The following is a 24999-nucleotide window of genomic DNA, read 5'->3' as shown; positions in this document are numbered from 1 at the left end:
ATCAGGTCATAGGCAGCAACGGTTGCGGTTGCGTGACGATCCCTGCCGCGGTCAAAACGGTGCGCGCGAGCGGGATCGACAGGCGCTTGCGGCTTTCCAGCACCTCTTGGTCGAGGGCATCGACGACGCGCTGGACGACGATGTGGCTGCGTTCGATCCGCGTGCTGAGCCAGGCGATCAGGTCGGGCCGCGCGTCGAGGCCGCGTCGCTGGAACAGGTGATCGAGCAACACCGCGATCAGTTCGTCGTCGGGCGCCCCGATCGCCGCATGCGGGCTGGCGGCAAGGCGCGAGCGCAAGTCGGGCAGGCGCACGCCCCAGATCGGCGGCACCGCGTCGGCGACGATCACCAGCGGGCGCCGCTCCGCCTGCGCCTGGTTCCAGGCGTGGAAGATCTGCACCTCCGGCACCGTCTCGGCATCGTCGATGATGCTGCCGTGGCTCTTCGCCGCAAAGATCCGCGCGAGCAGGCTGCGCCCCGATTTGCGCGGCCCGGTCAGCACCGCGGCCATCACCGGCCACGTCGCCCAATGCTCCAGCGCCTGCGCGGCGCGCAGGTTGGAATTGGTCACGAGGAAGGCATCGTCCTTCGGGTCCGCCGGCCACCCGAGCGGCAGTGCGAGCTGATTGGTCATGCGTCAGCCCGGCGGATTGGCGTCGGCCGGCAGATTGGTCGGCAGCAATTGCGGCGCGCGCCGGATGCGCAGCGTCTGGCCCGATCCCGTCACCTGATAGCCACGCAACTCCAATGCCTTGCGCAGCGCTTCCGGATCGCCGTCATAGGTGACGCGCATCAGCGACAGGCCGCCGAGCGCCAGGCTGGTGGTGCTCGCGGCGCGCACCCCGGCGATGCCGCGGACCAGCCCCTCGGTATTGGCGACCGCGGTGGCGCCGGGCGTGTCGTATTGCAGCGTGATCGCGATGCCCGTGCCCGCGACGCCGGTATCGCCGACGATCTCGGCCAGCGTCTCGCCGCTCGCCGCGTCGTCGATCGCGTCGGGATCGATCACCGGTTCGGGCTCGGGCGGCGGCGACAGCGTCGGATCGAGGCCCAGCGCCCCGCCGCGCAACGCCTGCTGGAACAGTCCGTCCATCCGCACCACGCCGGTATCGAGCAGGCGCGGCAGGCCCGCGGCGCTGCCGACGCGCAACGTGAAGCTGCCGATCAGCGCGTTGTCGGGGCCGTGGCGCGCCTGGAACACGCCGATCACCGGACCGCCGGGATAGCTGCGATACAGCCGCACCACCGGGATCAGGATGTCGGACGCACCATATTGGTCGATGATCGTCCGCCACCAGCCACGCCCCGGCCGGCCGATCTGGCCGGCGTTGAGCAGGAGCGAATCGGCGCCGGTTCCCGACGGGCGCACGTAATCGATCGCGCTGTTGCCGGTGCGGAAGCGGGCCCACGCCTCCTGCCAGTCGTTGCGCTGTTCGAAGACCGTGCCGACGCCTGCGGAAATCTGAAGCGGCACGAGCAGCATCGGGCGCGACCGGTCGGAATAGGCGCTGATCCCCAGAACCGATGCGGCGCGTCCACGGTCGAACAGCACGCCGAGCCGCGCGATGTAGCGCGACGGGCCGATCTGTTCGTTCTCGACGACGATCCCCGACACCATCTGGTCGAGCGTACCGTCCGAGACGAGCGCCCCGCCCGCCCCCAGCCGGCGCGACAGCTGCACCCAGGCCTTGCGCTGCGCCAGCCGCCAGCCGCCGAGCCGGGCGGCGTCGGCCGTCTTTGCCGCGACGTCGACCGCGACGCCGCTCACCTCGAAATCGCCCGAGCTGTCGACGGGCGCCGCGCCGCGGCCGCCCTCGATCTGCGCATAGGCGCCGGCGGCGACCAACAGGATCGCGCCGCCGAGCGTCGGGATGAGGGAACGGATGCGCATAGACCGCGCCTTTTGACGAAGAGGGCGGGCGAAGCCAAGCGGGATGTGTGCACGCACCCGCGTCGCGGCGTCGCGAGGTCGTCGTGGACCCCATTGCCAGTCCCCTCCGCAAACCGTAGCAGGCTGGCCGCATGAGCAATGCGCCCACCCCCGCCGACCAGTCCTACACCTATGCCGATGCCGGCGTGTCGATCGCCGCGGGCAACGCGCTGGTCCGCGCGATCGGGCCGCTGGCGCGGGCGACGCGGCGGCCGGGTGCGGATGCCGAACTCGGGGGCTTCGGCGGCATGTTCGACCTGAAGGCGGCCGGGTTCGTCGATCCCCTGCTGGTCGCGGCGAACGATGGCGTCGGCACCAAGCTGAAGCTCGCGATCGACTGGGACCGGCACGACGGCGTCGGTGTCGACCTGGTCGCGATGTGCGCCAACGACTTGGTCGTACAGGGCGCCGAGCCGTTGTTCTTCCTGGATTATTACGCGACCGCCAAGCTCGACGCGGCCGTCGCCGAGCGCGTCGTCGCCTCGATCGCGGAGGGGTGCCGGCAGGCGGGCTGCGCGCTGATCGGCGGCGAGACGGCGGAGATGCCGGGCATGTATGCCGATGGCGACTACGACCTCGCCGGCTTCTGCGTCGGGGCGGTTGAGCGCGACCGCGTGGTGACCGGCCGCGACATCGCGGCGGGCGACGTGATCCTCGGCCTCGCGTCGTCGGGCGTGCATTCCAACGGTTTCTCGCTGGTCCGGCGCCTCGCCGCGGACCGAGGGTGGAGGCTCGACCGCCCGGCGCTGTTCGACGCGGACCGGCTGCTGATCGACATTCTGATGGCACCGACGCGGATCTACGTCGCCAGCCTGCTGCCGTTGCTGCGCGAGCGGCGGATCAAGGGGCTGGCGCACATCACCGGCGGCGGACTGCTCGAAAACATCCCGCGCGTGCTGCCCGACGGCGCGCATGCGACGGTGGATGCCGATGCCTGGGAACAGTCGCGTCTGATGGCGTTCCTGCAGGCGCAGGGGGCGATCGAGCCCGAGGAGATGGCGCGGACGTTCAACTGCGGCATCGGCATGGCGCTGGTCGTCGCGGAGCACGAGGCCGATGGCGTCGCCGCGGCGCTGACCGCGGCGGGCGAAACCGTTCATACCATCGGCCGGGTCGAGGCGGGCACGCGCGGCTGCACGGCGCGCGGCTCGACCGAGACGTGGAGCGCGCGCGCCAACTGGACCGCGACGCACGACCATGGCTGAGGTGCAGGCGGATACCGCGGCATGAAGACGGTCGGCATCCTGATCTCCGGGCGCGGATCGAACATGATGGCACTGGTCGAGGCGGGTATCCCGGTGGCGCTCGTCGCATCCGACCGGCCCGATGCACCCGGCCTCGCCTGGGCGCGGGACCGCGGCATCGCGACCTTCGCGCTGTCGCCGAAGGGGATCGGCAAGGCGGCCTATGAGGCGGAGGTCGATGCGGCACTGCGCGCGGCGGGGTGCACGGTGATCGCGCTCGCCGGTTACATGCGGCTGCTGTCCGACGATTTCGTCGCACGCTGGCGGGACCAAATCGTCAACATCCACCCCTCGCTGCTCCCGCTGTACAAGGGGCTCGACACGCATGCGCGCGCGATTCACGCCGGGGACCGGGTGGCGGGCTGCTCGGTGCACGTCGTGACCGAGGAGCTGGATGCGGGTGCGCTGCTCGGGCAGGCCGAGGTGCCGGTGCTGCCCGACGACACGCCCGATACGCTGGCCGCCCGGGTACTGGCGGCGGAGCATCGCCTGTACCCCCGGATCCTCAAGGAGTTCGTCAGCCGATGACCGATACCGCCCCCTCCGACGCCCTCGCACGCGTTCGCGCCATCGCCCTGTTGCTGCCCGAGGTGGAGGAGCGGCCGAGCCATGGCCAGCCGACCTTCTTCGTCGCGGACCGCCAGTTCGCGCAGGTGCGCGAGGACCATCACGGCGACGGCCTGTCGGTCGTCTGCGTGCGGACCAGCGGCGCCGACGAACAGGCGATGCTGATCGAGGCGGCACCGGACACCTATAGCCGGCCGGCCTATCTCGGGCCGTCGGGGTGGGTCGGCGTATCGCTCGCGGGCGACCCCGACTGGGCGCTGGTCGAGGATCGGATCGCGCGCAGCTGGGAACTTGCCGCGCCCGACCGGCTGCTCGAGGCGGGCGGGCGATGAGCGGCAACGAGACGTCCGATCAGGCGCAGACGCGCCGGCGGTGGATCACGCTCGCCGAAGTGGTCGCGGTCGCCGGCGTCGTCATCGCCGCGCTGACGCTCTACAGCAACTGGCAGGACCGTCGCGAGGCGGTCGCCGCACGGCAGGTCGAACAGGCGAGCGCGAGCCGCGACCGGACGCGCTTCGTGCTGCGCGGCACCCCGGCGAAGGATCGGCGGTCGATCGTGCTGGCGCGCGAGGAAGCCCATCCGCTCGGCGACATCCGCGTGACCTTCCCCACCGCGCTCGGCGTATCGCCGCAGGATTCGGTGACGCAGACGATCGACGCGGACGCATTCGACGCCGCGCTGCGCAAGGCGACCGACGGCGGCGCCGACGAACGGACCGGCCGGCTGCCCGTGCTGATCCGCTACACCTATTTCACCGACGACCAGCCGACGACGCGGCAGGCGATCTACGACATTGTCTGGCAAACCAGGGGCCAGTGGCTCAAGGGGCGCAAGGTCGAGCTGCTCGACCTGCGCCTGCGCGAAACCGGCGGCAATCAGGCGCGGATCGATGCGCTGTGGCGGCGCGACCGGCCCGCAGCCTGACGGACTAGGACGCGACCATCCAGCGCAGCAGACGCGGGATCGCGCCGCGGCGGGCCATCCAGTCGCTGTAGGCGCGATAGGCGGGATCGAGCGCGAGGTGCCGCTCCTCCGTCCCTGCCCGCCAGTAATAAATGCCGCTGACCACTGCCATCAAGGCGGTCGCGCGCACCGCATCGACGATATTGCCCGTCGTCAGAACCGGCAGCGTCGACAGCCACCAGAACAGGTTCTTGGACAGATAGGCGGGATGCCGCGACCAGGCATAGGGGCCGTGGGTCAGGATGCCGCGGTTCGTCAGGTTCGAAAAGCGCAGCCCGAATGCCACGGTCGCGCTGGCGTAGATCGCGGTCAGCCCGACCAGCATCGCCCCCCACAGGCCGAGCAGCCACGGGTGGCCGGCAAACCACGCGGTCCAGTCCTGCGTCCCGGGATGATAGTCGAGCGGCCCGCCCGCCTCCATCAGGATGAACGGCGGATAGCACATCAGCGCGGCGGTCCAGGCCGCGGCGAACGGATTGGCGCTGCGGATGTGCGCGTCAAGCGGCCGCAGCGTCAGCACATAGCCGACCGTCGCGAAGGCGACGTCGATCACGAACATCAGCGCGATCAGCCATTGCACCAGCCCCACCGGATCGCGCAGCGTCGCGAGGTCGGTGCGGACGAACCCGGCGAAGTTGCCCGGCACGACGGCGAGCATGAACGCGAGGAAGAACGCCTTCACCGCCCAGCTGCGCGCATGGCTCTGGAGCACGGCGGGGTCGACGCCCTCCTGCCCGGTCAGCCACGCGCCGACGTGCCACGCGCCGTCTCGCGGCGCGACCAGATAGCGGTCGAGCCACAGCACATAGGGCACCGCGACGATGGCCACGACCGGCATCGCCCAGCCGAAGCACCACATGGCGAAGGCGAAATTGCCGTCCCAGTAGAACCGCCCGATCCCGTATACGCAGGCGATGCCGCACCATGTCGCATACAGGCCCGCGAGCTTCGTGAGGCTGGTGTCGCGCGTTTGGGCGGCGGGCCGCGGGGCGTGCCAGTCGATCCCGGTGCCCGGGTTCCGATGCACCGCGTCGACCATAAGCGACCAGCCCACCATCGGCACCCCGCACGCCAACAGCCCGACGAGCGCGGCATAGGGACCATCCATGCCCAGCGAGACCGCGGCGACGATCCACAGACCCAGTCCCGCGAGTCCGGCGAGGCCCACGCCGGCGCTGACGGCCGATGGCGGCCGCCGTTCGACGCCGGTCGGCACGGCGAGCCTTGTGTCGTGATACATCCCCGACCCCTAGTCCGGCAACGGTAAGCAAGTCGTGAACCATGCCGCGGCGCCGTCGCGCGCGGATCAAGCCGGAAGGGAGAATGGAGCGGGTAACGGGAATCGAACCCGTGTATTCAGCTTGGAAGGCTGCTGCACTACCATTGTGCTATACCCGCATGACGCCGCGACGATGGCGCCGCCGGCGGGACAGCGCATATCGTCGCTCGCCGCCGGGGGTCAAGGCGCTTTCGTCGAACGACGCGGTGGCGCGGGATCGGCCCCCGCCACCGCGCACGCCCGATCAGGACTTGGCCGTGCCCGGTTCCGCCATCTTGCGATGCTGTTCGGCGAGCACCGCGTTGGGCGTGATGTTCGCGACCGCAGACTGGATTTTGTTCTTCCAGCCCGAGACGACCGACGCCTTGCCGGCCATGACCGCATCCCAGCCGTCCCTGGCGACGTCGGCCGGGTCGCTCTTGTTGGGGTTGCTGCCGACCTCGGTGTCGAGCATGTCGCCGCGCGCGAAGAATTCGGTGTCGACCGGCCCCGGCATCAGGTTGGTCAGCGTCACGCCGTCGGCCTTCTTGATCTCGTTCTGGAGCGCCGCGACGAAGCTGTCCACGAACGCCTTGGTGCCGTTGTAGACCGCCTGGAAGCTGCCGGGGATGTAGCCGGCGATCGATCCGGTCACCAGCACCCGGCCCGCGTTGCGCGCCACCATCGGCTTCAGCACCTTCTGGAGCAGATAGGCGGTGCCGGTGATGTTGGTGTCGACGACGCCGCGCCACGCCTGCACGTCCTGGTCGAGGAAGGCGTGCCCCAGCCCGTGACCGGCGTTGGCGCAGAGGAGGTCGATCTGGCGTCCACCCGCCGCCGCGAGCAGCGCGTCGACGCCGTCGATCGTCGACAGGTCCGCCTCCACAGCGGTCACGTGCGTCCCGAATTGCTCGAAGTCGTTCGCGGCGGCATTGATGAGCGCTTCGTCGGCGACGACGAGGATGTCGTAGCCGTTCTTCGCCGCGAGCGTTGCGAGTTCGAAGCCGATACCGGTCGAGGCGCCGGTGATGATCGCGAATTTGTCAGCCATGATGTCTCTTCCGAAAAGGGGTCAGGCGGCCGTGGTCATGCCGGGTTTCAGCACGACCTTGGTCACTTCGTTCTGGTTGTTCTTGAACATCTCATACCCCTTGGGCGCCTGTTCGAGCGGCATGCGGTGCGAGATGAGGAATTCGGTGTCGATCTTGTCCTCCATGATCGCGTTGAGCAGCGCGGGCATGTAATGCTGGACGTGGGTCTGGCCGGTCTTCAGCGTCAGCCCCTTTTCCATGAAGGCGCCGAGCGGAAACTTGTCGACGAAGCCGCCGTAGACCGCCGGCATCGACACGCGGCCGCCCTTGCGACAGGCGATGATCGCCTGGCGGATCGAATGCGGCCGATCGGTGCCGAGGAAGGTCGACGCCTTGATCTGGTCGATGACGTTGTCGACGAACAGGCCGTGCGCCTCCAGCCCGACCGCATCGATCACCGCGTCGGGACCGATGCCACCGGTCATCTCCATCAGCGCTTCGTAAGTCGCGCTTTCCTCGAAGTTGATCGTCTCCGCGCCGAAGCGCTTCGCGAGCTCCAGCCGGTGCGGGAAATGATCGATCGCGATCACCCGCTCGGCCCCCATCAGGAACGCCGACTGCACCGCGAACAGCCCGACCGGGCCGCAGCCCCAGACCGCCACCGTGTCGCCGGGCTCGATCTGGGCATATTCCGCCGCCTGCCAGCCGGTCGGCAGGATGTCGGACAGGAACAGCACCTTGTCGTCGGGAACGCCGTCGGGGATCACGATCGGCCCGACGTCGCTGAACGGCACTCGGACATATTCGGCCTGGCCGCCGGCATAGCCGCCGGTCATATGGCTGTAGCCGAACAGGCCCGACATCTCGTGACCGTACAATTCCTGCGCGATGTCCTGATTGTCGGCGGGCAGGCCGTTGGGACAGGCGGAATATTGATGCTTGCCGCAATGATAGCAGCTGCCGCACGCGATCGTGAACGGCACGACCACGCGCTGCCCCTTCTTGAGCGTCGATTTCGCACCCACCTCGATCACCTCGCCCATGAATTCATGGCCCAGGATGTCGCCCTTCTGCATCGTCGGGATGTAGCCGTCGTACAGGTGCAGGTCGGAACCGCAGATCGCGGTCGACGTCACCTTGATGATGCAGTCGCGCGGATTGACGATCTCGGGATCGGGGACGTTGTCGATGCGTACGTCGTGCTTGCCGTGCCAGGCGAGTGCTTTCACAGCCCCATCTCCTCGAATTGCTTGGGATTCATCGCCGGTGTGGCGACCTCGCCGGTTTCCATCAGCTGTTTGAAGCGGCGCAGGTCGCGGCGCGCCTGGATCGCGGGCTCGCGCTGGAACAGCTTGGCGATCACCTTGCCGACGATGCCGGCGGGGGGATCGTAGGCGATCGTGGCGGTCACGACGGTGCCGCGATCCCCGGCGGGACGGAATTCGATCCGGCCGGAATTGGGCACGTCCGCGCCGGGCTCCGTCGTCCACGCGATCAGGCGATCGGGCTCGTCCTCGGTCACCCGGGCGTCCCATTCGACGGTGGCGCCCGCGGGCGCCTTCACCACCCAATGCGAGCGCACGTCATCCGTCACGACGATCGAGGCGATGTTCTCCATGAAGCTCGGCAGGTTCGCGAAGTCTCGGAAATAGCGGTAGAGATCGGCCGGCGAGCGGTTGATCGTGACCGATCGTCCCACCGCGGACGAACCGTGGCCGTCGACCAGCCCCGCCGTCACGGCGGCGGCGGAATCGCCCCGCTTGGCCGTGGCCGCCGGCGCGTCGTCATCGGGTTGCGTCATGATGGTGTCCCTTCGAGAAACCACCCAACCCGTGCACGGCGCCCGCCGTTCCAGTCGTTACGCCCGCATCTTCAATATGTTAGTCTGATCGCCCTGCCCGACGGCATCAGCCGTGGTCCGCGGCGAACTGCTGCTTCAGGTCGTCGAGCGTCGCGCCGATATGCTGCGCCAGCAGCCTTTCCAGCGCTGCCGCGTCGCGCGCCATCCACGCATCGAGCAGACCGCGGTGCTCGCGGTGCGCACGCGATTCGCGACCCGCCGGCTGGAGATGCGCGACGGCGTAGCGTTCCGACAGGATCGACAGCCGTTCGACGAGCTGCGTGGTCAGCAGGCGCCCGCCGGCACGGACCAGCGCGGTGTGGAAATGCCGGTTGTGGACCGCCACCGTGGCAAGGTCGCCCTGCGTCGCGGTATCGAGCCGTTCGAACGCCGACAGCGTCGCGGCGCGGGCGGCGTCGTCGGCGACGATCGCCCCATGCGCCGCGGCGGCCGGTTCGATGAGCAGCCGCAGCGCGTAGATTTCCTCCGCCTGCGCGGCGGACATCGGCTGGACGAAATAGCCGCGGTTGGCCTGGCTGACCAGCAAGCCTTCCTGTTCCAGCCGGGCGAGCGCCTCGCGCAGGGGGATCTTGCTGACCCCCAGTTCGGCGGCGAGCGCATCCTGACGGATCGGTGCGTCGGTCCCCAGCCGTCCGATGACGATCTGTTCGCGCACGATCTCGAACACCCGTTCGGACAGCGTGCGGACAACGATGCTGCTCATCGGCATTATCTCCAGAACGGAATCGGTACGCAGATCAACGCGTTCCCCCGCCTTCCCAGAACGGATCGGCACGATCAATCCGGAACGTGTTGAATTGTGTCGCGATCGCCCGTCCGGCAACTCATCGGCGGCGCGACACGCCCAGCCTCGACCGCTCCAGCCACCACGTCAGCCCAGCCGCGAGCAGGAACGGCACGAGCCAGCGCCAGCCCGGCTGCGGTTCGCCGGGAAGGGGCGCGGCGGCGACCGGCGCCCGCTCGCTCACCAGCAGCACGGTCGCGGCCTGGTCGCGCGCGCGGCGCAGCGATGCCAGCGCGGCCGCGGGCTGCACGTAGAAGGCGGCTCCCCCCTGCCCGGCGATGCGATGCCAGCCCGCCGCCCGCGGCCAATAGCCCGCACAGTCGCCGGCGACCGGATCGCGGACCAGTGCCACCACACCCCCATCGGGTGCGACGATACGGGCGCCGTCGCGGACGCCGCAGACCGTGACCCGGTCGCCGACGAACGCCAGCGGATCGACCCGCGCCGGCGGCGCCGCCCCCGCCGCGGCACCGCGCCCGACGGTGGAGGCGATCGTGCTCCATAGGAAAGCATAAGCGTCGCCATTGCCGCTGGTCGCCAGCGCGAAGCTGTCGAGAATCGTGGTCGCCGCCACGCGGCCGCGACCCACGCCACGCCAGGCCGCGAAGGGCGTGCCCCGCGCATCGCGCAGCAACGGTATCCCGGCGTCCAGCGGGGCATCGATCCGCGTCAGCACCGGCGTCTCGCCCAGCGGCGCCGCGCTGGAGACGGGGGCGTCGCGACTGCCCGGCCCCCGCCGCGCCGCCAGCATGGCGTCGGTCGGTGCCGCGGGAGCGAGGCGTAACGGAGCGTCACGGCTGCCGGATACTGGCAGGCCGAGCACCTGCCACCCGCGCGGCACCGGGCCGGTGAGCCGCACGACCAGTCCCATGCCCCCGCGCACCGCTGCGGCGATCGCGGCGCGCGCCGCGCCGCCCAAGCCCGCCCAGCTCCGGTCGTCCAGAATGGCGAGGTCGGTTCGGGCGAGGGTCGCGGGGGTGATCGTCGAGTCCGGGTCGCCCAGCGTCAGCCCGCCACCCACCGCCAGCCGCGTCGCCGGCGCGAGGCCGGCATCGCTCGCCCAGCGCCGCAGGAATTTGACCTCGGGACCCGGCGCGGCGGCAAGGATCAGCACCCGCGCCGGCGCGGCGGCGGCGGTCACGACCGGGACCGCGGCGACGTCGGCATCGCCGATGCGCAGCCCGAACAGCACGGTGCCCGCATCGCGCGCGACGCCGTGCAGCACGAGCCGGCCGTCGCGGTCGGGCGCCCCCGCATCGACCGGGCGCCCCGCCGGATCGACCAGCGCGACCCGCCCGCCCCCGCCGACGCGCATGGCGACGGCGAACGTATCGCCGGGCGCGAGCAACTTCGGCGGCACGATGTCGATGATCCCCGTGGGCGGCGACGGCGGATCATAAGCCACCGTGCGCATGCGTGCCGCCGGGCGATCGCGCGCCGGCAGTCCGTCGCCGACGATCCGCAGGCGGGACACCGCCGGCCACCGCCGCAATGCGGTGGCGAGGTCCGGGACCGGCGTCGCGCCGGCGACCCCTCGCGCCTCGGGCAGCGCGACCAGCGTCTCGTCCGGCGCAGCGGTGACGAGCCGCCCGGTGCCCCCGGTCGCGACGACCAGTGCCGGATGCCCGCGCTGCACCGATCCGCCGAACAGCGTCGCGTAAAGCAAAGTCGCGACGATCGGTTGCAGGAGCAGCAGCGCCGCGGCGCGCCACGGCGCCTGCCCCAGCACCCCGCCGCGGACCAGACGCAGCCAGCCGAGCAGCACGGCGAGCCCGAGCAGCAGCGCGACGATCCGTTCGGGCGTCATGGCAGCGCGTCCAGATAGCGCCGCCCGATCGCATCGCCGCCGTCGCGACGGCGCAGGCCGGCGACCGGACGCGGCAGCGCCTGCCAAAGCGCGCCGCGCACCGTCTCGCGGCAGGCCGCACAACCCGGGCGGCGACGCAAGGTATCGATCGCGGCGGCCAGCGCGAGCGGATCGGGCACCCGCGCGGCATGGACGGTCAGCCAGCGCGACAGGGCATCGAGCGCGGCGCCGTGCCGCGGCGTATCGAGCGCGCGCCAGATCGCCGCAGGGGTCGGATCGACCGGGTCCGCCGCCGCGGCGACGAGCGTGCGCGATCCCATCGCACCGCGCGCGCCGGTCAGGCGCCGCTGCATGTCGACCGCAGGCAGGTCCGAGCCCGTCCGCGCCAGGAAGATACGCGTCGCCTGCTGGACCTGCTTGATGAAGCGCAGCGCCTTGTAGGCGAAGGGCAAGGCCCGCGCCGGATCGCCCTGCCGCAGCTCGCGCTCCGACTGGAACATCGCATCCAGCGCCTGGCGCAGCGTCGCGCGGGTCGACGGATCGAGCAGCGTCGCGGCCTCCGATTCGTCATGGGTGTGGCCATATTCGGCGGTGACGTCCTCCGCGGCGCCGAACGTCGGCGGCGGAGCGGGCGGGTGATCGTGCGCGTCGGTGGTGGGGGCCGTCGGAGCCGCGGGCGTGGTACCCTCCTCTTCGTCGTTGGTCGGCATCGCGCTGGTCGCGCCGCCGCCCGCCTCTTCGCCCATGAACTGGCCATAGCGCATGCGCAGCAGGCGCTGGTCGGCGCCGATCGCATCGGAACGCGACAGGAACCGGTCCGCGGCGGGGCGCGGCCGTTCCGCGAGCAGCGCCTCGGCATCGATGACGATCTGGCGCTGGCTGCGGAAATAGGCGGGCATGACGCGGCGGGTCATCGCCTCCAGCCCGCCGCCCTGCGCGGCGGCCGCGGGCGGGCGCCGCAGGATCGCGCTGGGGCCGCGCACCGACTGGGCCGCGGGCTCGCGCATGTCGGCGACGATCAGCTGCGCCACCACGTCGCCGGGTTCGGTAAAGCCGAGCGACGCGAAATCGAGCCGGGCGGCGAAGTGCCGCGCGCGCGGCGGACCGCTGCCGGACAGCGTCAGCAGCCGTTCGGAAAAGCGGACGTTCTCGCCCTCGCCCTGCGCGACGATTACGCGCAACGTCGCGGTGGCGCGAACCCCGTAATCGTCGGTGGCGACGAAGGCGACCGCGGCCGACCGCTGGCCCGGCGTCAGCAGCGTCAGCGGCGCGACCGGCGCCACCAGCCGGACCTGCGGCGGCCGATCGGGTGCGAGGTCGATCCGGTGCAACGGCGGCACGCCGGCGCGCTCCGCCCCCGCCGCCGTCACCCGATACAGGAGCGGCTGCGTGGCGGCATAACCGGCGTGCCAGTCCTCGCCCTCGCGACCCAAGGCGATCCCCGCCCGCCCGACGGTGGCGAGCATCGCCCGGCGAGGCGCGGGGTCGAAGCGCAACGTCCAGCGCAGCCGCGATCCCTGCGGCACGCGGGCATCGAGCACCCGCGACACGCGCGGGGGCAGGCCGGTATAGGCCGGCGGCATGATCTCCAGCGCCTGCGCGGTCAGCCGCGGTACGCCGGGTGCCGCCGCCAGTCCCTCCTGCGCCGGCGCGAGCGCGACGCCCTGCGCCCGCGGCCACAGCAGGATGGCGGCGCCGGCCAGCACCGCCACCCCCGCGACCGCCGCCAGCAGCCGCCGGTCGCGCGGCGGTGACAGCACGGGGATCGGCCCCGCCTCCGCGCGATCGACGATGCGGCGGCGCTGGAGCGCCTGCAACGGGCCGAGCGTCGCGGGGTCGGCGAACAGCAGGTCGCTGCTGTCCTCCAGGTCGCCGCGCGCTGCATCCAGCGCCGCGATCAGCCAGCTTCGATCGAACCGCCGCGCCCGCCAGCGCGCGACACCCAAGACGATGGCGAGCCCCACGAGCAGCACGCCGACCGCGGCGACGGCCCCGCCGACGCGCCCGGCAACCGCCGCCGGCACCAGCGCCAGCGGTCCCCCCAGCGCGATGTCCTCGCGCCACACGCGCAGCCGGCTCGGGCGGGTCCAGCGCGCGACGCGGGCGTCGCGGCTCATCGGGCGCCGACGCGCGTCGGACGCGTCGCCAGCCAGCGCTCGACGAGGAACACGATCGCCACCGCCACGGCCAGCCACGGCCAGACCGGGCGGGCGGGCGGCGCAGGTGCGGCGGCGCCGGGCTGCGGGCGATAGGCGTCGGCCAGTGCGCGGGTCGGTTCCGCGGGTGCCGCGAACAGTGCGAGCAGACGGTCGGGAAACCCCGGTTCGAGCAGTTGCGGCATCGCCCGCGGCGTCAGCGGCCGGACGAACCGCAGCAGCCGCCCGCGCCCCAGCGACTGCGCCTCGACCAGCGGCGCGCCCTCGTCATCGCGCCAGACGACCGATGTCGGCGCGGCGGGGACCGTGGCGGTCGCGGCGACGAGCACCGTGCGTCCTGCCTCGACCTCGCGAACCAGCGCCGCGGGGAGCGGCCCGGGCGCGAGCCGGATCACCGGACCGCCCGTCGACGGGCGCGAACCGCCCGCCGCGCGCAGCGCCGCGACGACGTACCGCATCCCCGGCGCGGCGGGATCGCCCTGCACCCGAGGGAGCGGCGGCGGGATCGGCCGCCCCGGTGCCCGCCCCTCGCCCGCGATCCGCCAGACGACGGGTCGCGACACCCGCGGGCGCTCGGCGTCGGCGCCGTCGAGAATGCGCGGGACGACGATCGTGAGGGTCGCGCGCGGCGGCAATTCGGCGTCGAGCTGACGGATCAGGCTCCCGGTCGGCAGCGGCCCGTCCGGGACACGGGCGGAGATCGGCGGGAATCCGGGCGCGAGCCAGATGCGCCGCGCACCGGTATCGGCCGGTATGCGCGCGCCGGGCAGCACCGCGACCACGGCCTGCGTCTCGCCCACAGCCATCCGCACCGGTTGCGCCAGCACGAGGGCGATCGCCGCGAGCAGCAGGAGGCGGATCGCCAGCAACGGCAGTTCGTCGAACCGCGGCCGGTGGCGGGGGCGTGGCTTCTGCCGCAACCAGCGCAACGCGGCGAAGTCGGTCGGGCGCTGTTCGGTGCGGCGGGCGAGGTGGATCAGCAGCGGCAGCAGCAGGCTGGCCAGCGCCGCGAGCCCGAGCGGAAACAGCAGCGTCATCGCCGGCGCCGCCCGAAGAGCGCCTGGAGCGGGGTGTCGAGCGGTTCGTCGAGGACCAGCGTCGCGTGCGCGATCCCCGCCGCGGCGAATGCGGCCTTTAGCGCCGCCTGCGCTTCGCCGAACCGGGCGAGAAACTCGCCACGCAACGCGCCGGCATCGCCGAGCAGTTCCTCGCCGGTTTCGGGATCGCGGAACCGGTAGCCGCCGGACAGGTCGAAGTCGCGCTCGCTCACGGTCAGGATCTGCAACGCCACCACCTCGCGCCCCGCGGCGGCGAGCCTGCGCGCGAGGTCGAGCGTCGCCGGGTCGAACCAGTCGGACAGAATGACGACGAAATCGCGGGTCGCGATGCGATCCCACAAGGGCGCGAGCGCCGCCTCACCCGGAAATCGCCCGCCCGCGGTTGCGGCGCGCAGCGCGAGCCGCAATCGGTCGCGCTGGCGGGCGCCACCGGCGGCAGGCACCAGGTCGAGCCCGCGCTCCGCCAGCGTCGCCAGCCCGAACCGGTCACCCTGCGCCAGCGCGATCTCCGCAAGCGCCGTCGCCAGTCCCTTCGCCGCGTCGAACCGGCTGGAGCCGGGCGTATCCGCCTGCGCCATCGACGCGCTGGCGTCGAGCAGGATCCAGATCGCGATCGGGCTTTCGCGTTCGGCTTCGCGGACGAAGAAGCGATCCGACCGGCCGTACAGCTTCCAGTCGATCTGGCGCGGCTCGTCGCCCGGCTCGTAGGGCCGGTATTGCGCGAATTCGAGGCCGCTGCCGCGCGACCGGCTGGCATGCAGGCCGAGCCCGCGTTCGCCGATCGCCCGGCGCGCGACGATGCCGAGGCCCTTCAGCCGGTGGCGGACGTCGGCCGGCAGCAGGTCGTCAGGCACCGGGCCCGCGCACCGCCGCCAGCAGCCGCGCGACGATCGCATCGGGCGCGATCCCCTCCGCCTCCGCGGCGAACGCCAGGATCAGGCGATGGCGCAGCACCGGCGCGGCGAGCGCGGCAACGTCGTCGCGCGTCGCCGCCAGCCGGCCATGCAGCAGCGCGCGCGCCTTGGCCGCAAGGACGAGCGACTGGCCGGCGCGCGGACCTGCGCCCCAGCGGACGTAATTGCGCAGCGCCTCGGGCATCGTCCCGCCGGGCCGGGTGGCGCGCACCAGCCGGGTGATCCAGTCTAGCAGGTCCGGGCTCAGATGGACGTCGCGGACCAGCCCTTGCAGCGCCACCACGTCCTCCCCCGCCATCACGCGCGGAACCTGTGCGAACCCGCTGCCCGTGGTCGCGGCGAGGATGTCGCGCTCCTCCGCCTCGGTCGGATAATCGAGGCGGACGTGCAACAGGAACCGGTCGAGCTGCGCCTCGGGCAGCGGATAGGTGCCGGCCTGTTCGATCGGATTCTGCGTCGCGAGCACGAAGAACGGCCGCGGCAGCGTGTAGGTGGTGCCGCCGTAGCTGACGGTCCGTTCCTGCATCGCCTCCAGCAACGCCGCCTGCGTCTTGGGGGGCGTGCGGTTCAGCTCGTCGGCGAGGAGCAGGTTGGTGAACACCGGCCCCTGCTGGAAGCGGAAATGGCGCTTGCCGGTGCCGTGATCCTCCTCGAGCAATTCGGTGCCGAGGATATCGCTCGGCATCAGGTCGGGCGTGAACTGGACGCGGCGGAAGTCGAGGTGCAGGGCCTCGCCCAGCGACCGGACGAGCAGCGTCTTGCCGAGGCCCGGCACCCCTTCCAGCAGGCAATGGCCGCCGGCGATCAGGCCGATCAGCAATTGCTCGACCACCGCCTCCTGCCCGACGATCGCCTGCCCGATCGCGGCGCGCAGGTCGGCGAGGCCGGCGATACGGCGCTCGATCTCGCCTTCGGTCACGGCCGGCCCGTCAGGCATTGAGCGCATACATCACGATATTGACCCCGAATTTGGTGTTGTCCTGCGCCAGAAAGCGCTTGTTGCGCCAATCGTAGTCCCATTCGCACCCGTAATCCTTGTTGCTGTAGAGGAGGCCGAGCCGGCCATCGATCGTGATGCCCTTCAGATAGTCGTGGACGAGGTCGTCGCCCCAGCCGTTCAGTTCGAACCCCGTGTTGGGCGGACCGTCGAACTTGAAGAAGCTGGTGAAGATGGGATGCCGCGGCGGCAGCTTGGCGAGCGCGCGCGGCCCGAAGATCGCGCGCATCTGCCGCTCGAAGCTCTGCGCGAACAGCCCGTCGATGTCGTGGTTGCAATCGTCGACCCAGACGAAGCCGCCGTTGCGCACGTAGCGTTCGAAATTGCGGCGTTCGGCGGCCGAGAATTCGACCAGCCGGTGCCCCGCCAGGTAGCAGAACGGCGCGGTCAGCATCTTCGGATCGGCGAGCGCGACGACGCGCTCCTTGGGGTCGATCCGCAGGTTGGTGTAATCGACGAGCGAGGTCAGCAGGTTGGACGGCATGCGCTGGTCGACGTCCCAGTCGCCGCTGTCGTAGCGCAGCCGCGTGAACCAGAAGTCATAGGCGCCCGCCGCAGCCGCGGCCGCGGGGACGAGGGCGGCGGCGAGCGTCGCGATGCCCGCCCGCAGGAACTCCTGCCGGGTCACCCTCACCCTGCCGCGGCTGCGCCGCTCCCTCCCGCTCCCATCGGGAGAGGGAAAAGCCGCCGGAGGCGACGCAGGGTGAGGGTGAATACCGACAATTACACCGCGTCCGACAGCGAGGTGAAGGTGAAGTCGCGCAGCCGCATCGGCGGCAGCATCATGATCGTGTCACCCTCGTCCGCCTTGACCCGTACCGGCTTGCCCAGCTCGTCGATGTTGTTGAGCATGATGACCGGGCTCTCGTTGAACCGGAAGTTCTTGAGCGGATATTTGATCTCGCCGTTCTCGATGTAGAACGTGCCGTCGCGGGTCAGTCCGGTCAACAGCACCGTTTGTGGATCGACCATCCGGATGTACCATGTGCGCGTGACCAGAATGCCTTTCTGCGTACCGCGGACCAGGTCGGCGGTCGATTTGGTGCCGCCCTCCATGATGATGTTGCCGGGCTCGGCCGTCGCCGGCTTGCCCTGCTTCTGCGCCCAGTAGCGGGAATAGTCGAGGTTGGCGATCTTGCCATCGCGCACGATCTGGAGCCGCGTTCGCGGCAGGCCGTTGCCGTCCCATGGCATCGCCGGCGCATCGGGGTGGTTCGGATCGGCGTAGAAGTTGACGCGCGGGTCGAACACCTGCTCGCCGATCTTGTTGCCGCCGCCCTTCTTCGACAGGAAGCTGCGCCCCTCGTCCGCCTCGCGCGCGCCGAAGAAGTTGAACATGAAGCCGATCAGCCCCGCCGCTGCGGCGGGTTCGAGGATCACGGTATACTTGCCCGGTTCCAGCGCGCGCGCGTCGACCGATCCCGCCGCCTTGCGCGCGGCGGTACGGATGTCGGTCGCCGGCGCGAAGGTCGCGACGTCCTGCACGTTGCGGCCGACCCAGCCCGATCCGCGCCCGTCCTCGCTGCGCACGGTGCAGGTGTAATCGACGCCCGACGCGCGCTGGTAACCGAAATTGCCGCGCGAGTTGGCGAAGGCGACGAAGCTCTGGCCGTCCTGCAGGAACCCGGCCGCGATCAGCTTCTGCGCCTTGCACGCGGCGATCGAATCGCCGGCCACCCTCGCCCGATAGTCCGGCGTGATGTCGGCGGTCGACTGGCTGAACGTCGGCGTCGCCTTGTAGACCTGCTTGCCGACCGCGGGCACGAACTCCGGATTTTCCGGCGCGAGCCGCGCAAGATCCTCGGCACGGCGCACGACCCGCTCGAGCGAGGCGTCGTCGAACGCGTTGATCGTCGCGGTGCCGACGCGCTTGCCGAACGCCACCTGCACTTCGAGGTCGGTGTTCGACACGATGCCGCTGGTCGAGATGTTGTTCAGCGCGAAGCGGATGTTGCCGTCGATCGATCCCGACAGCTGCGCGGTGCATTCGTCCGCCTTAGACAGCGCGACGCACTTGTTCAGGATCGCGCGCGCCTGTTCTTCGGTGAAGATTCCCATGACGTGTGTCTCCTGCTCAGCCGAGCGACCGGGCGGTGTTGATGACGTTGATGCCGTTGAAGCGCGCGGTCGACGATCCGTGGCTGACCGTCGACACCTGCGGCGGCTGGCCCTTGCCGTCGAAGAAGCTGCCGCCCATCCGGTAGTCGCTCGCGTCGCAGACGCCAACGCAGGCGTTCCAGAATTCGGGCGTCCGGATCTGGTAGGCGACGTCCTCGATCTGCTGCGTGATCTTGCCGTTCTTGATCTCGTAGAACAGTTCGCCGCCGAACTGCGCATTGTAGCGCTGCTGGTCGATCGAGAAGCTGCCGTCGCCGATGATGTAGATGCCGTTCTCCACCCCGGCGATCATGTCCGCGACGCTCTGCTTCTTCTTGCCGGGTTCGAGGCTGACGTTGGCCATCCGCTGGAACTGCACGCTCGCCCAATTGTCGGCATAGCAGCAGCCGTCCGACGCGGTCTTGCCGAGGATATGCGCCTGGTCGCGGATCGCCTGGTAATCGACCAGCTTGCCGTCGCGGATCAGGTCCCACTTCTTGGTCTTGACGCCTTCGTCGTCATAGCCGACCGCGCCGAGGCTGCCCGGCTGCACCTTGTCGGCGACGATGTTGACGTTGGGGCTGCCGTACTGGAAATGCGCCTTCAGCTTGTCCATCGTCGCGAAGCTGGTGCCGGCGTAGTTCGCCTCGTATCCCAGCACGCGGTCGAGTTCGAGCGGATGGCCGACGCTCTCGTGGATCGTCAGCCACGTGTGCGAGGGGTCGAGCACGAGGTCGTATTTGCCCGGCTTGACCGACGGCGCCTTCAGCTTCGCCTGTGCCTGTTTCGCGGCGGCGATCGCGTCTTCCTTCATGTCGTACGACATGCCGTAGTTGACGACGCCGTTGGGCGAGACGAACCGGTCCTTGGCGTTGCCGTCGAGATATTCGAAGCCCATGCCCATCGGCGCCGACAGGCCGCCGCGGGTGCGGAATTTGCCCGTCGCCTTGTCGATCGCGGTGACGCTCATCGGCGCCCAGATGCGATGCACGTCCTGGTCGATGTACGACCCGTCGGTGCTGGCAAAATACTTCTGTTCGTTGACGAGGAACAGCATCGAATTGACGAAGTTCGCGCCAGCCCCCTGCGCGGCGGCGTTGACGCCGAGCAACAGGTCGACCTTGTCCTTGATCGGCACCGCCATGGCGTTCTTGACGATCGGCGTCTTCCACGACACCTCGCCCAACCCCGGCGTCGGTGCGAGCTGCACCGGCGCGGTCTGCGTCCTCGCATTCGCCTTTGCGATCGCGGTGGCGAGCTGCGCGGCCTTCGCGACCGCGTCGGGCGTCATCTCGTTCGTGGCGGCAAAGCCCCAGGCGCCGTCCGCGATCACGCGGATGCCGGTGCCCAGCGATTCGGTGTTGACGACGTTCTGGACGTTCGCCTCGCGCGTGATGACGAACTGGCGCAGGTAGCGCCCGACCCGGACGTCGCAATAGGTCGCACCCGCCGATTTGGCCGCGTTCAGCGCCGCGTCCGCCAGCCGCTTCTTCAGCGCGACGTCGATCGTCGATTGCAATTCTTCCGCCGCGATCGCGCGGCCGAGGAAGGTCGGCAGCACGCCGCCTCCGAGCGCCAGGCCGGTCGCGGCCAGGAAATCCCGTCTGTGCAAGGCTCTCATCCCCCCGGATTGATGCCGTCGGCACGATGCCGCGGCGTCCCTTTCCGATGCGCGAGGCAAGCGCCTTGCTCGCCTCACACACCGATCATTGCGCGGGACGCGGGCAGCGTCAATCGATGCCCGCGCGTTTTTTCCGTCACCCGAACGCCTTGGCGATACCGACGAAGACGCCGCGGCGCGGCCCGTATTGCGGCGCGCCGACGCCGACGCCGTTGCCGTCGCGGATTTCGTAGCGATGGTCGGCGAGGTTGATGACGTCGAGCCGCAGGTCGACGCCCGATGCGGCGAAATGGTGGCTCGCGGTCAGGTTGACCTCGGCATAGGGCGACAGCTTGGCACCGTTCGGGATCGCACCGTCGGTACGCAGGCCCGACCCGTACAGCATCGTGCCGCCGAGGCTGGTTCCGGCCAGCACGCCCGATCGCGGTGCATAGGACAGTCCGCCCGAACCGGTGAAACTCTGGTCGTGGTCGAGGTAGATGTAGCGGGTCGCGATGGTGGCGAGGTCGTCGGCGGCGAAACTGAACTGGCTCGACACGATGTCGCGGCCCTTGGCCTTCGCCGCGGCGAAATTGGCATAGGCGGTCCATGGCCCGCGGGTGTAGCTCGCGTTCGCCTCGATCCCGCCGATCCGGCCCTGCGCATAGTTGAACGGCGTCAGGATGATCGGCGCACCGAACTGGCCCTCGTCGATCAGGTTCTTCGAGATGCGGTAATAAGCGTCGATGCCCCATGTCAGATGCGCACCCGGCTTCATCTGGAAGCCCGCGTCGAAATAATGCTGGCGCTCCGCGAAAGGCGTCGTGTCGGTGGTGACGGCGGGATAGGCGCTGGTCCCGACGAGCGAGGCGACGCTGGTCACCGCGACGTTCTCGAACGGCGGCGGCACGAAATAGCGGGCATAGCCGATGTGGCCGGTGAAGCGTGCGTCGGGCTGCCAGACGAGGTTGGCGCGCGGCGACAGCTGGTTTTCGGTCCGGTAGCCGGCATAACGATCGAAGCGCGCGCCGTAGTTCAGCGTCAGCGTCGGGGCGAGCGTCCATTCGTCCTGAAGGTACACGCTCGCCGTGAACGCCGTTTTGGCGTCGCGATCGGCGATCGACAGCGGCTCGCCCGCCTGCGCGCCGCTTGCATCGACCGGAAAGACGCTGGTCGACGTATCGCTGTCGCTGCGGTCGCGCGTCAGCAGCATGCCGCCGCGCAGCGTGTGCGCGTCGCCGAGGTGATAGACGCCGTCGGCCTGCCCGCCGATCGTGAAGTCCTGCTTGAACGCCGCCTGCGCCTGGCCGTTGAACAGCAGCTCGCCGAGCACGTCGGGCCGATAGCGCAGCGACGAATAGCGCGCGAAGAGCGACGCCTGGATCGTCAGGGGCTCGTCGTCGTGGAGGATGCTCAGCTGCCCGAAACCGGTGCGTTCGAGCTGGCGCTGGTCGAGCGCCTCGCTGGGGAAGGCGGTCTGGCCGCCGACCGACCAGCTGCCGTCCGGCTGCAACCCGACGGGGTTCGGGATCTGGAACCACTGGTTCGAATAGCCGCCGACGAACGAGATGCGGTTGCTGTCGTTCAGGATGTGATCGACATAGGCGAAGCCCTGATACTGGTCGGTGTCGTCGTGGACCGGGTCGGACCGGCCGTCGACGCTTTCGATGCCGAGCGAATCGTGGCGATAGTCGCCCGACACGAAGTAATTGCTTCGCCCGCTCGAGCCACCATAGGTGAAGCTCGGCTCGATCGTGTCGTGGCTGCCGCCGTAGAGCGACACCGTGCCGCCGTCCTGGAACAGGCCGCTTTTGGTCGTGATGTCGATGATCCCCGCGCTGCGCAGGCCATATTGTGCGGGGAGCGCCCCGGTCAGAAGGTCGATCCGGCTCACCAGCCGCGGCGACAGCGTCTGGCCGAACACCGCGAGCCCTTCGGGAAGGACGGTGCCGTTGATCCGGTATTGCAGCCCGTTGTGGTCGTCGCGGACGTGGAACTGGCCGAAGCCGTCCTGCACGACGCCGGGCAGCTGGAGCAGGATCTGGTTGAGCTGCTGGTTCTCGCCGCCGGGCAGCGCCTGGATCGTGGCGCTCGTCATGTCGTAGCTGGTCGCGCCGAGGCTCGGCTGGATGTGCGCCCGCGCATCGTCGAGGCGCTTGCCGGTGACGACGATGTCGTTGCCGTTGGTCGCAGGCGGTGTCGGCGTCGGGGTCGCCGCGTCGGCCGCGACCGGTGCCTCCTGCGCGCGGGCGGCGGTCGCCACGGCGAAGGCCAGGAGGCTGAAGCTCAGGAACGACAGGGAACGCATCGGCGGCACCTCATGATACACTGTAACACCCCCTGCCCGACGCCGAGTGCATGCCGGCCTGAGTCGAGGCAAGTCCCTGCCGCAAACGTGACGATTAATTCATCCGTCTGTCAGGTATCGTGGCCGAGGCGAAGGATGGCGGACCGTCTGTTTCCGGTCCTGCGCCAGGTCTGATAAATCCATTGTCATGTGTATGTTGCGGCTCGTCTTTCGATCGTGCGACGCCGCCCCGCCGGTGCGGATCAATGCTGCGGAACGCCCGGTGCCGCGTCGACGAACGTCATGACGACCTGCACGCCGCGCCCCCCGGGGCCGGGCGCGACGTCCAGACGGCCATGATGCGCCTCGACGACACGGGTGACGATCGACAGGCCGAGCCCCGACCCCTCGACGATCGTGTCGGGCCGCCGCCAGAAGCGGGTGGCCATATGTTCGAACTGCGCAGCCGGCACGACGGGGCCGTCGTCGCACACCGCGATCCGCGGGCCGGGCCCCGCCGTCACCACGATGGTCGTGCCCGGTGGGGTATGGCGCATCGCATTGTCGACGAGGTTGTCGAGCGCGAGCAGAAGCGCGCCGGGATGCGCCGCGATCGAATGCGGGTGCCGGTCGTCGAGCATGATCGTACGGCCGCCCTCGAGGATAGCCGGCGCCCGCTGGGCGACGACGCCGCGCGCCAGCGCCGACAGGTCGACCGCCTCGCCCGCGTCGGCGAACGGACGCTCCAGCCCAGCCAGTTCCATCAGCTGGCCGATCACCCGCGCCGCGCGGTCCACCTGCGCCACGAGCGTGTCGCGCAACGCCGCGTCCCCGACCGTGTCGGCACGCACGCGGATCACCGCGAGCGGGGTACGCAATTCGTGCGCGACGTCGGCGGCGAACGCCGCCTGTCGCGCGAACGCCTGTTCGAGCCGGTCGAGCGCGGCGTTGGTCGCGACCGCCAGCGGCTCGACCTCCATCGGCAGCGTGCCGCGCGGCAATCGCCGGTCGAGCGTGTCGGGCCCGATCGCCGCCGCGATGCCCGACGCGCGGCTCATCCGCCGCGTCAGCCGCCGGGTCAGCCACGCGCCGGCGAGCGGCGCCAGCATCGCGACCGGCAGCAGCAGCAGCGCGAACCGCTTCAGGAACGCGCGGACGATGTCGTCGGTCACCACCTCCGGCGCGGCATCGTCCTGCGCCACCACGATCCAGCGGTCGCCGACCGGCAGGCTGACCGCGGCGAGCGGCCCGCGCCGGTACAGCCGCCCGACGCGCACCAGCGGGATGGTGGCGAGGATCTCCGGCCGCTGCGGGCCGCGCTGGGCTTCCACCCGCCGTCGGCGGTCGACGACGCTGAGGGTCAGCCCGCCCGCGAGGATGTCCACCTCGCCCAGCGCCTCCGCCGCCGGACGCGTTCGCATCGCGACGGCGACACCGCGCGCCTGCCGGCGCAGCACCTCGCGCTGGTAGTGACGCGCGGCGTGGTGGAGCAGCGCCCCGGTGCCGAACGCCAGCACGACCGCGGCGACCAGCGCGACGCCGACGTGCAGCAGCGCGAACTGGCCGGCGAGCGAGCGCGGCGCGCGCAGTCTCACGCCGCCCTCAACAGGTAACCCACCCCGCGGACCGTTTCGATCCGCACCCCGCTGCCGCCGTCGTCCAGCCGCTTGCGCAGTCGGTGGACATAGACCTCGACCGCGTTCGAACCCAGCTCGCCGTCGACGCCGAACAGCTGGTCCTCGACCAGCCGCTTGGCGACGACGTTGCCCGCGCGACGGAGCAGCAGTTCGAGCAGCTCGGTTTCGCGTGCGGAGAGCGTCAGGCGATCGTCGCCGACATGGGCGACCCGCGTCTCGCTGTCGAACGCCAGCGCACCGCACCGCATCGACCGGCCGATATAGCCGGCCTGTCGCCGCAGCACGGCGAGGATGCGCGCGTGCAGCTCGTCGACGTCGAACGGCTTGACCAGATAGTCGTCGGCACCCGCATGCAACCCGGCGATGCGGGCATCGACCGTGCCGCGGGCGGTGAGGACGATGACCGGGCAGGCGTTGCCCGCGCGCCGCAGCCGGCCGAGCACTGCAAGGCCGTCGTCGTCGGGCAGGCCCAGGTCCAGCAGGACGATCGCGTGGCGCAGCGCCGACAGATACGCCTCCGCCTCGTCGGCATTGCGCGCATGGTCGATCGCGAAGCCGCGGCGCAGCAGTGCCGCGACGAGTGCTTCCGCCAGTGCGGCGTCGTCCTCGACCAGCAAAATCCGCACGTCATCTCCCGCAGCGCAGCATCCGTAAGCCGGCTGTAAGCGAAGGTCCATATCGGCTCCAGCCTGTTCGTCGAGGCCTGCCGATGCATATGCATGATGTTCCCGAATCCCTGCCCCCCGCGACCGTCCTGCCCCGCGCGACGCAATGGCAATGGATCGGGATCGCCGCGGCGGCGATCGT

Annotated in this window: 22 protein-coding genes and 1 tRNA gene; 4 read left to right on the top strand and 19 right to left on the bottom strand. The window is 70.4% G+C overall.

The annotated features are described in order from the left end of the window. Nucleotide 1: 1 nt before the first annotated feature. Nucleotides 2-634, bottom strand: a complete 633-nt coding sequence (locus tag LPN01_RS00115; RefSeq protein ID WP_262826333.1) for an HdaA/DnaA family protein — start codon at nucleotides 632-634, stop codon at nucleotides 2-4. Nucleotides 635-637: 3 nt separating this feature from the next. After that, a complete protein-coding gene (locus LPN01_RS00110) occupies nucleotides 638-1891 on the bottom strand; it encodes a heavy-metal-associated domain-containing protein (RefSeq protein WP_262826332.1) in 1254 nt (417 codons plus the stop codon). A gap of 131 nt (nucleotides 1892-2022) precedes the next feature. Here LPN01_RS00110 and purM point away from each other — a divergent pair, with 131 nt between their 5' ends. Genes purM through LPN01_RS00090 form a run of 4 tightly spaced genes read left to right on the top strand, consistent with a single transcriptional unit; the run spans nucleotide 2023 to nucleotide 4666 of the window. Then, on the top strand, nucleotides 2023-3135 hold the full coding sequence (gene purM, locus LPN01_RS00105; protein ID WP_262826331.1) for a phosphoribosylformylglycinamidine cyclo-ligase: 1113 nt from the start codon (nucleotides 2023-2025) through the stop codon (nucleotides 3133-3135). A gap of 21 nt (nucleotides 3136-3156) precedes the next feature. Beyond that, on the top strand, nucleotides 3157-3702 hold the full coding sequence (gene purN / locus LPN01_RS00100) for a phosphoribosylglycinamide formyltransferase (RefSeq protein ID WP_262826330.1): 546 nt from the start codon (nucleotides 3157-3159) through the stop codon (nucleotides 3700-3702). Continuing rightward, nucleotides 3699-4073, top strand: coding sequence for an MmcQ/YjbR family DNA-binding protein (locus LPN01_RS00095; RefSeq protein WP_262826329.1), 375 nt, complete (start codon nucleotides 3699-3701; stop codon nucleotides 4071-4073). Before purN ends, LPN01_RS00095 begins: the two co-directional genes overlap by 4 nt. Continuing rightward, the gene (locus LPN01_RS00090; RefSeq protein WP_262826328.1) at nucleotides 4070-4666 is read left to right on the top strand and encodes a hypothetical protein; all 597 of its coding nucleotides are present in this window, start codon (nucleotides 4070-4072) and stop codon (nucleotides 4664-4666) included. The genes LPN01_RS00095 and LPN01_RS00090 overlap by 4 nt, the downstream gene beginning before the upstream one ends. Before the next feature lie 4 nt (nucleotides 4667-4670). On the opposite strand, the gene LPN01_RS00085 is transcribed toward LPN01_RS00090, so the two are convergent. From LPN01_RS00085 to LPN01_RS00005, 17 genes are all read right to left on the bottom strand, one after another. Then, nucleotides 4671-5945, bottom strand: a complete 1275-nt coding sequence (locus LPN01_RS00085) for a methyltransferase family protein (protein ID WP_262826327.1) — start codon at nucleotides 5943-5945, stop codon at nucleotides 4671-4673. An 84-nt stretch (nucleotides 5946-6029) separates the two neighbouring features. After that, nucleotides 6030-6103 (bottom strand) — tRNA-Gly (locus LPN01_RS00080). Nucleotides 6104-6228: 125 nt separating this feature from the next. After that, a complete protein-coding gene (locus tag LPN01_RS00075; RefSeq protein WP_262826326.1) occupies nucleotides 6229-7014 on the bottom strand; it encodes an SDR family NAD(P)-dependent oxidoreductase in 786 nt (261 codons plus the stop codon). Nucleotides 7015-7035: 21 nt separating this feature from the next. Next, nucleotides 7036-8223 carry a zinc-dependent alcohol dehydrogenase gene (locus tag LPN01_RS00070; RefSeq protein WP_262826325.1) on the bottom strand — a complete coding sequence of 396 codons (1188 nt, stop codon included), beginning with the start codon at nucleotides 8221-8223 and terminating at the stop codon, nucleotides 7036-7038. Further along, nucleotides 8220-8795 (bottom strand): SRPBCC family protein, encoded by a 576-nt coding sequence (locus LPN01_RS00065; RefSeq protein WP_262826324.1) that lies wholly within the window; start codon nucleotides 8793-8795, stop codon nucleotides 8220-8222. The genes LPN01_RS00070 and LPN01_RS00065 overlap by 4 nt, the downstream gene beginning before the upstream one ends. A 106-nt stretch (nucleotides 8796-8901) precedes the next feature. Continuing rightward, nucleotides 8902-9558: a GntR family transcriptional regulator gene (locus LPN01_RS00060; RefSeq protein WP_262826323.1), complete on the bottom strand. Its 657-nt coding sequence runs from the start codon at nucleotides 9556-9558 to the stop codon at nucleotides 8902-8904. A gap of 121 nt (nucleotides 9559-9679) precedes the next feature. Next, nucleotides 9680-11446, bottom strand: a complete 1767-nt coding sequence (locus LPN01_RS00055) for a carboxypeptidase regulatory-like domain-containing protein (RefSeq protein ID WP_262826322.1) — start codon at nucleotides 11444-11446, stop codon at nucleotides 9680-9682. Continuing rightward, entirely contained in the window at nucleotides 11443-13563 is a 2121-nt protein-coding gene (locus tag LPN01_RS00050; RefSeq protein WP_262826321.1) for a DUF4175 domain-containing protein, read from the bottom strand. The genes LPN01_RS00055 and LPN01_RS00050 overlap by 4 nt, the downstream gene beginning before the upstream one ends. Further along, complete coding sequence (locus LPN01_RS00045) at nucleotides 13560-14639, bottom strand: BatA domain-containing protein (protein ID WP_262826320.1); 1080 nt, start codon at nucleotides 14637-14639, stop codon at nucleotides 13560-13562. The genes LPN01_RS00050 and LPN01_RS00045 overlap by 4 nt, the downstream gene beginning before the upstream one ends. Beyond that, the gene (locus tag LPN01_RS00040) at nucleotides 14636-15514 is read right to left on the bottom strand and encodes a DUF58 domain-containing protein (RefSeq protein WP_262826319.1); all 879 of its coding nucleotides are present in this window, start codon (nucleotides 15512-15514) and stop codon (nucleotides 14636-14638) included. The genes LPN01_RS00045 and LPN01_RS00040 overlap by 4 nt, the downstream gene beginning before the upstream one ends. Further along, complete coding sequence (locus LPN01_RS00035) at nucleotides 15507-16511, bottom strand: AAA family ATPase (RefSeq protein WP_262826318.1); 1005 nt, start codon at nucleotides 16509-16511, stop codon at nucleotides 15507-15509. The genes LPN01_RS00040 and LPN01_RS00035 overlap by 8 nt, the downstream gene beginning before the upstream one ends. Beyond that, entirely contained in the window at nucleotides 16504-17205 is a 702-nt protein-coding gene (locus tag LPN01_RS00030; RefSeq protein WP_262826317.1) for a DUF4159 domain-containing protein, read from the bottom strand. Before LPN01_RS00030 ends, LPN01_RS00035 begins: the two co-directional genes overlap by 8 nt. An 89-nt stretch (nucleotides 17206-17294) precedes the next feature. Beyond that, entirely contained in the window at nucleotides 17295-18629 is a 1335-nt protein-coding gene (locus LPN01_RS00025) for a TldD/PmbA family protein (protein ID WP_262826316.1), read from the bottom strand. 16 nt (nucleotides 18630-18645) lie between these two features. Continuing rightward, the gene (locus tag LPN01_RS00020) at nucleotides 18646-20289 is read right to left on the bottom strand and encodes a TldD/PmbA family protein (protein WP_262826315.1); all 1644 of its coding nucleotides are present in this window, start codon (nucleotides 20287-20289) and stop codon (nucleotides 18646-18648) included. 136 nt (nucleotides 20290-20425) lie between these two features. Then, the gene (locus tag LPN01_RS00015) at nucleotides 20426-22576 is read right to left on the bottom strand and encodes a TonB-dependent receptor (RefSeq protein ID WP_262826314.1); all 2151 of its coding nucleotides are present in this window, start codon (nucleotides 22574-22576) and stop codon (nucleotides 20426-20428) included. 242 nt (nucleotides 22577-22818) lie between these two features. Then, nucleotides 22819-24150, bottom strand: coding sequence for a sensor histidine kinase (locus tag LPN01_RS00010; protein ID WP_262826313.1), 1332 nt, complete (start codon nucleotides 24148-24150; stop codon nucleotides 22819-22821). Next, nucleotides 24147-24818 (bottom strand): response regulator, encoded by a 672-nt coding sequence (locus LPN01_RS00005; RefSeq protein ID WP_262826312.1) that lies wholly within the window; start codon nucleotides 24816-24818, stop codon nucleotides 24147-24149. The genes LPN01_RS00010 and LPN01_RS00005 overlap by 4 nt, the downstream gene beginning before the upstream one ends. Nucleotides 24819-24999: the final 181 nt, after the last annotated feature.

Source organism: Sphingomonas sp. A2-49 (assembly GCF_025548555.1).
Classification (GTDB): domain Bacteria; phylum Pseudomonadota; class Alphaproteobacteria; order Sphingomonadales; family Sphingomonadaceae; genus Sphingomonas.
The sequence above is the reverse complement of the archived record's forward strand: the minus strand, read 5'-3'. Positions and strand labels throughout refer to the sequence as shown.

Coding starts and splice junctions, on each gene's coding strand:
- LPN01_RS00065 (WP_262826324.1), bottom strand. CDS start 8,795: ATGACGCAACCCGATGACGACGCGCCGGCGGCCACGGCCAAGCGGGGC.
- purM (WP_262826331.1), top strand. CDS start 2,023: ATGAGCAATGCGCCCACCCCCGCCGACCAGTCCTACACCTATGCCGAT.
- LPN01_RS00035 (WP_262826318.1), bottom strand. CDS start 16,511: ATGCCTGACGGGCCGGCCGTGACCGAAGGCGAGATCGAGCGCCGTATC.
- LPN01_RS00015 (WP_262826314.1), bottom strand. CDS start 22,576: ATGCGTTCCCTGTCGTTCCTGAGCTTCAGCCTCCTGGCCTTCGCCGTG.
- LPN01_RS00045 (WP_262826320.1), bottom strand. CDS start 14,639: ATGACGCTGCTGTTTCCGCTCGGGCTCGCGGCGCTGGCCAGCCTGCTG.
- LPN01_RS00095 (WP_262826329.1), top strand. CDS start 3,699: ATGACCGATACCGCCCCCTCCGACGCCCTCGCACGCGTTCGCGCCATC.
- LPN01_RS00115 (WP_262826333.1), bottom strand. CDS start 634: ATGACCAATCAGCTCGCACTGCCGCTCGGGTGGCCGGCGGACCCGAAG.
- LPN01_RS00025 (WP_262826316.1), bottom strand. CDS start 18,629: ATGGGAATCTTCACCGAAGAACAGGCGCGCGCGATCCTGAACAAGTGC.
- LPN01_RS00060 (WP_262826323.1), bottom strand. CDS start 9,558: ATGAGCAGCATCGTTGTCCGCACGCTGTCCGAACGGGTGTTCGAGATC.
- LPN01_RS00020 (WP_262826315.1), bottom strand. CDS start 20,289: ATGAGAGCCTTGCACAGACGGGATTTCCTGGCCGCGACCGGCCTGGCG.
- LPN01_RS00050 (WP_262826321.1), bottom strand. CDS start 13,563: ATGAGCCGCGACGCCCGCGTCGCGCGCTGGACCCGCCCGAGCCGGCTG.
- LPN01_RS00075 (WP_262826326.1), bottom strand. CDS start 7,014: ATGGCTGACAAATTCGCGATCATCACCGGCGCCTCGACCGGTATCGGC.
- LPN01_RS00090 (WP_262826328.1), top strand. CDS start 4,070: ATGAGCGGCAACGAGACGTCCGATCAGGCGCAGACGCGCCGGCGGTGG.
- LPN01_RS00085 (WP_262826327.1), bottom strand. CDS start 5,945: ATGTATCACGACACAAGGCTCGCCGTGCCGACCGGCGTCGAACGGCGG.
- LPN01_RS00055 (WP_262826322.1), bottom strand. CDS start 11,446: ATGACGCCCGAACGGATCGTCGCGCTGCTGCTCGGGCTCGCCGTGCTG.
- LPN01_RS00110 (WP_262826332.1), bottom strand. CDS start 1,891: ATGCGCATCCGTTCCCTCATCCCGACGCTCGGCGGCGCGATCCTGTTG.
- purN (WP_262826330.1), top strand. CDS start 3,157: ATGAAGACGGTCGGCATCCTGATCTCCGGGCGCGGATCGAACATGATG.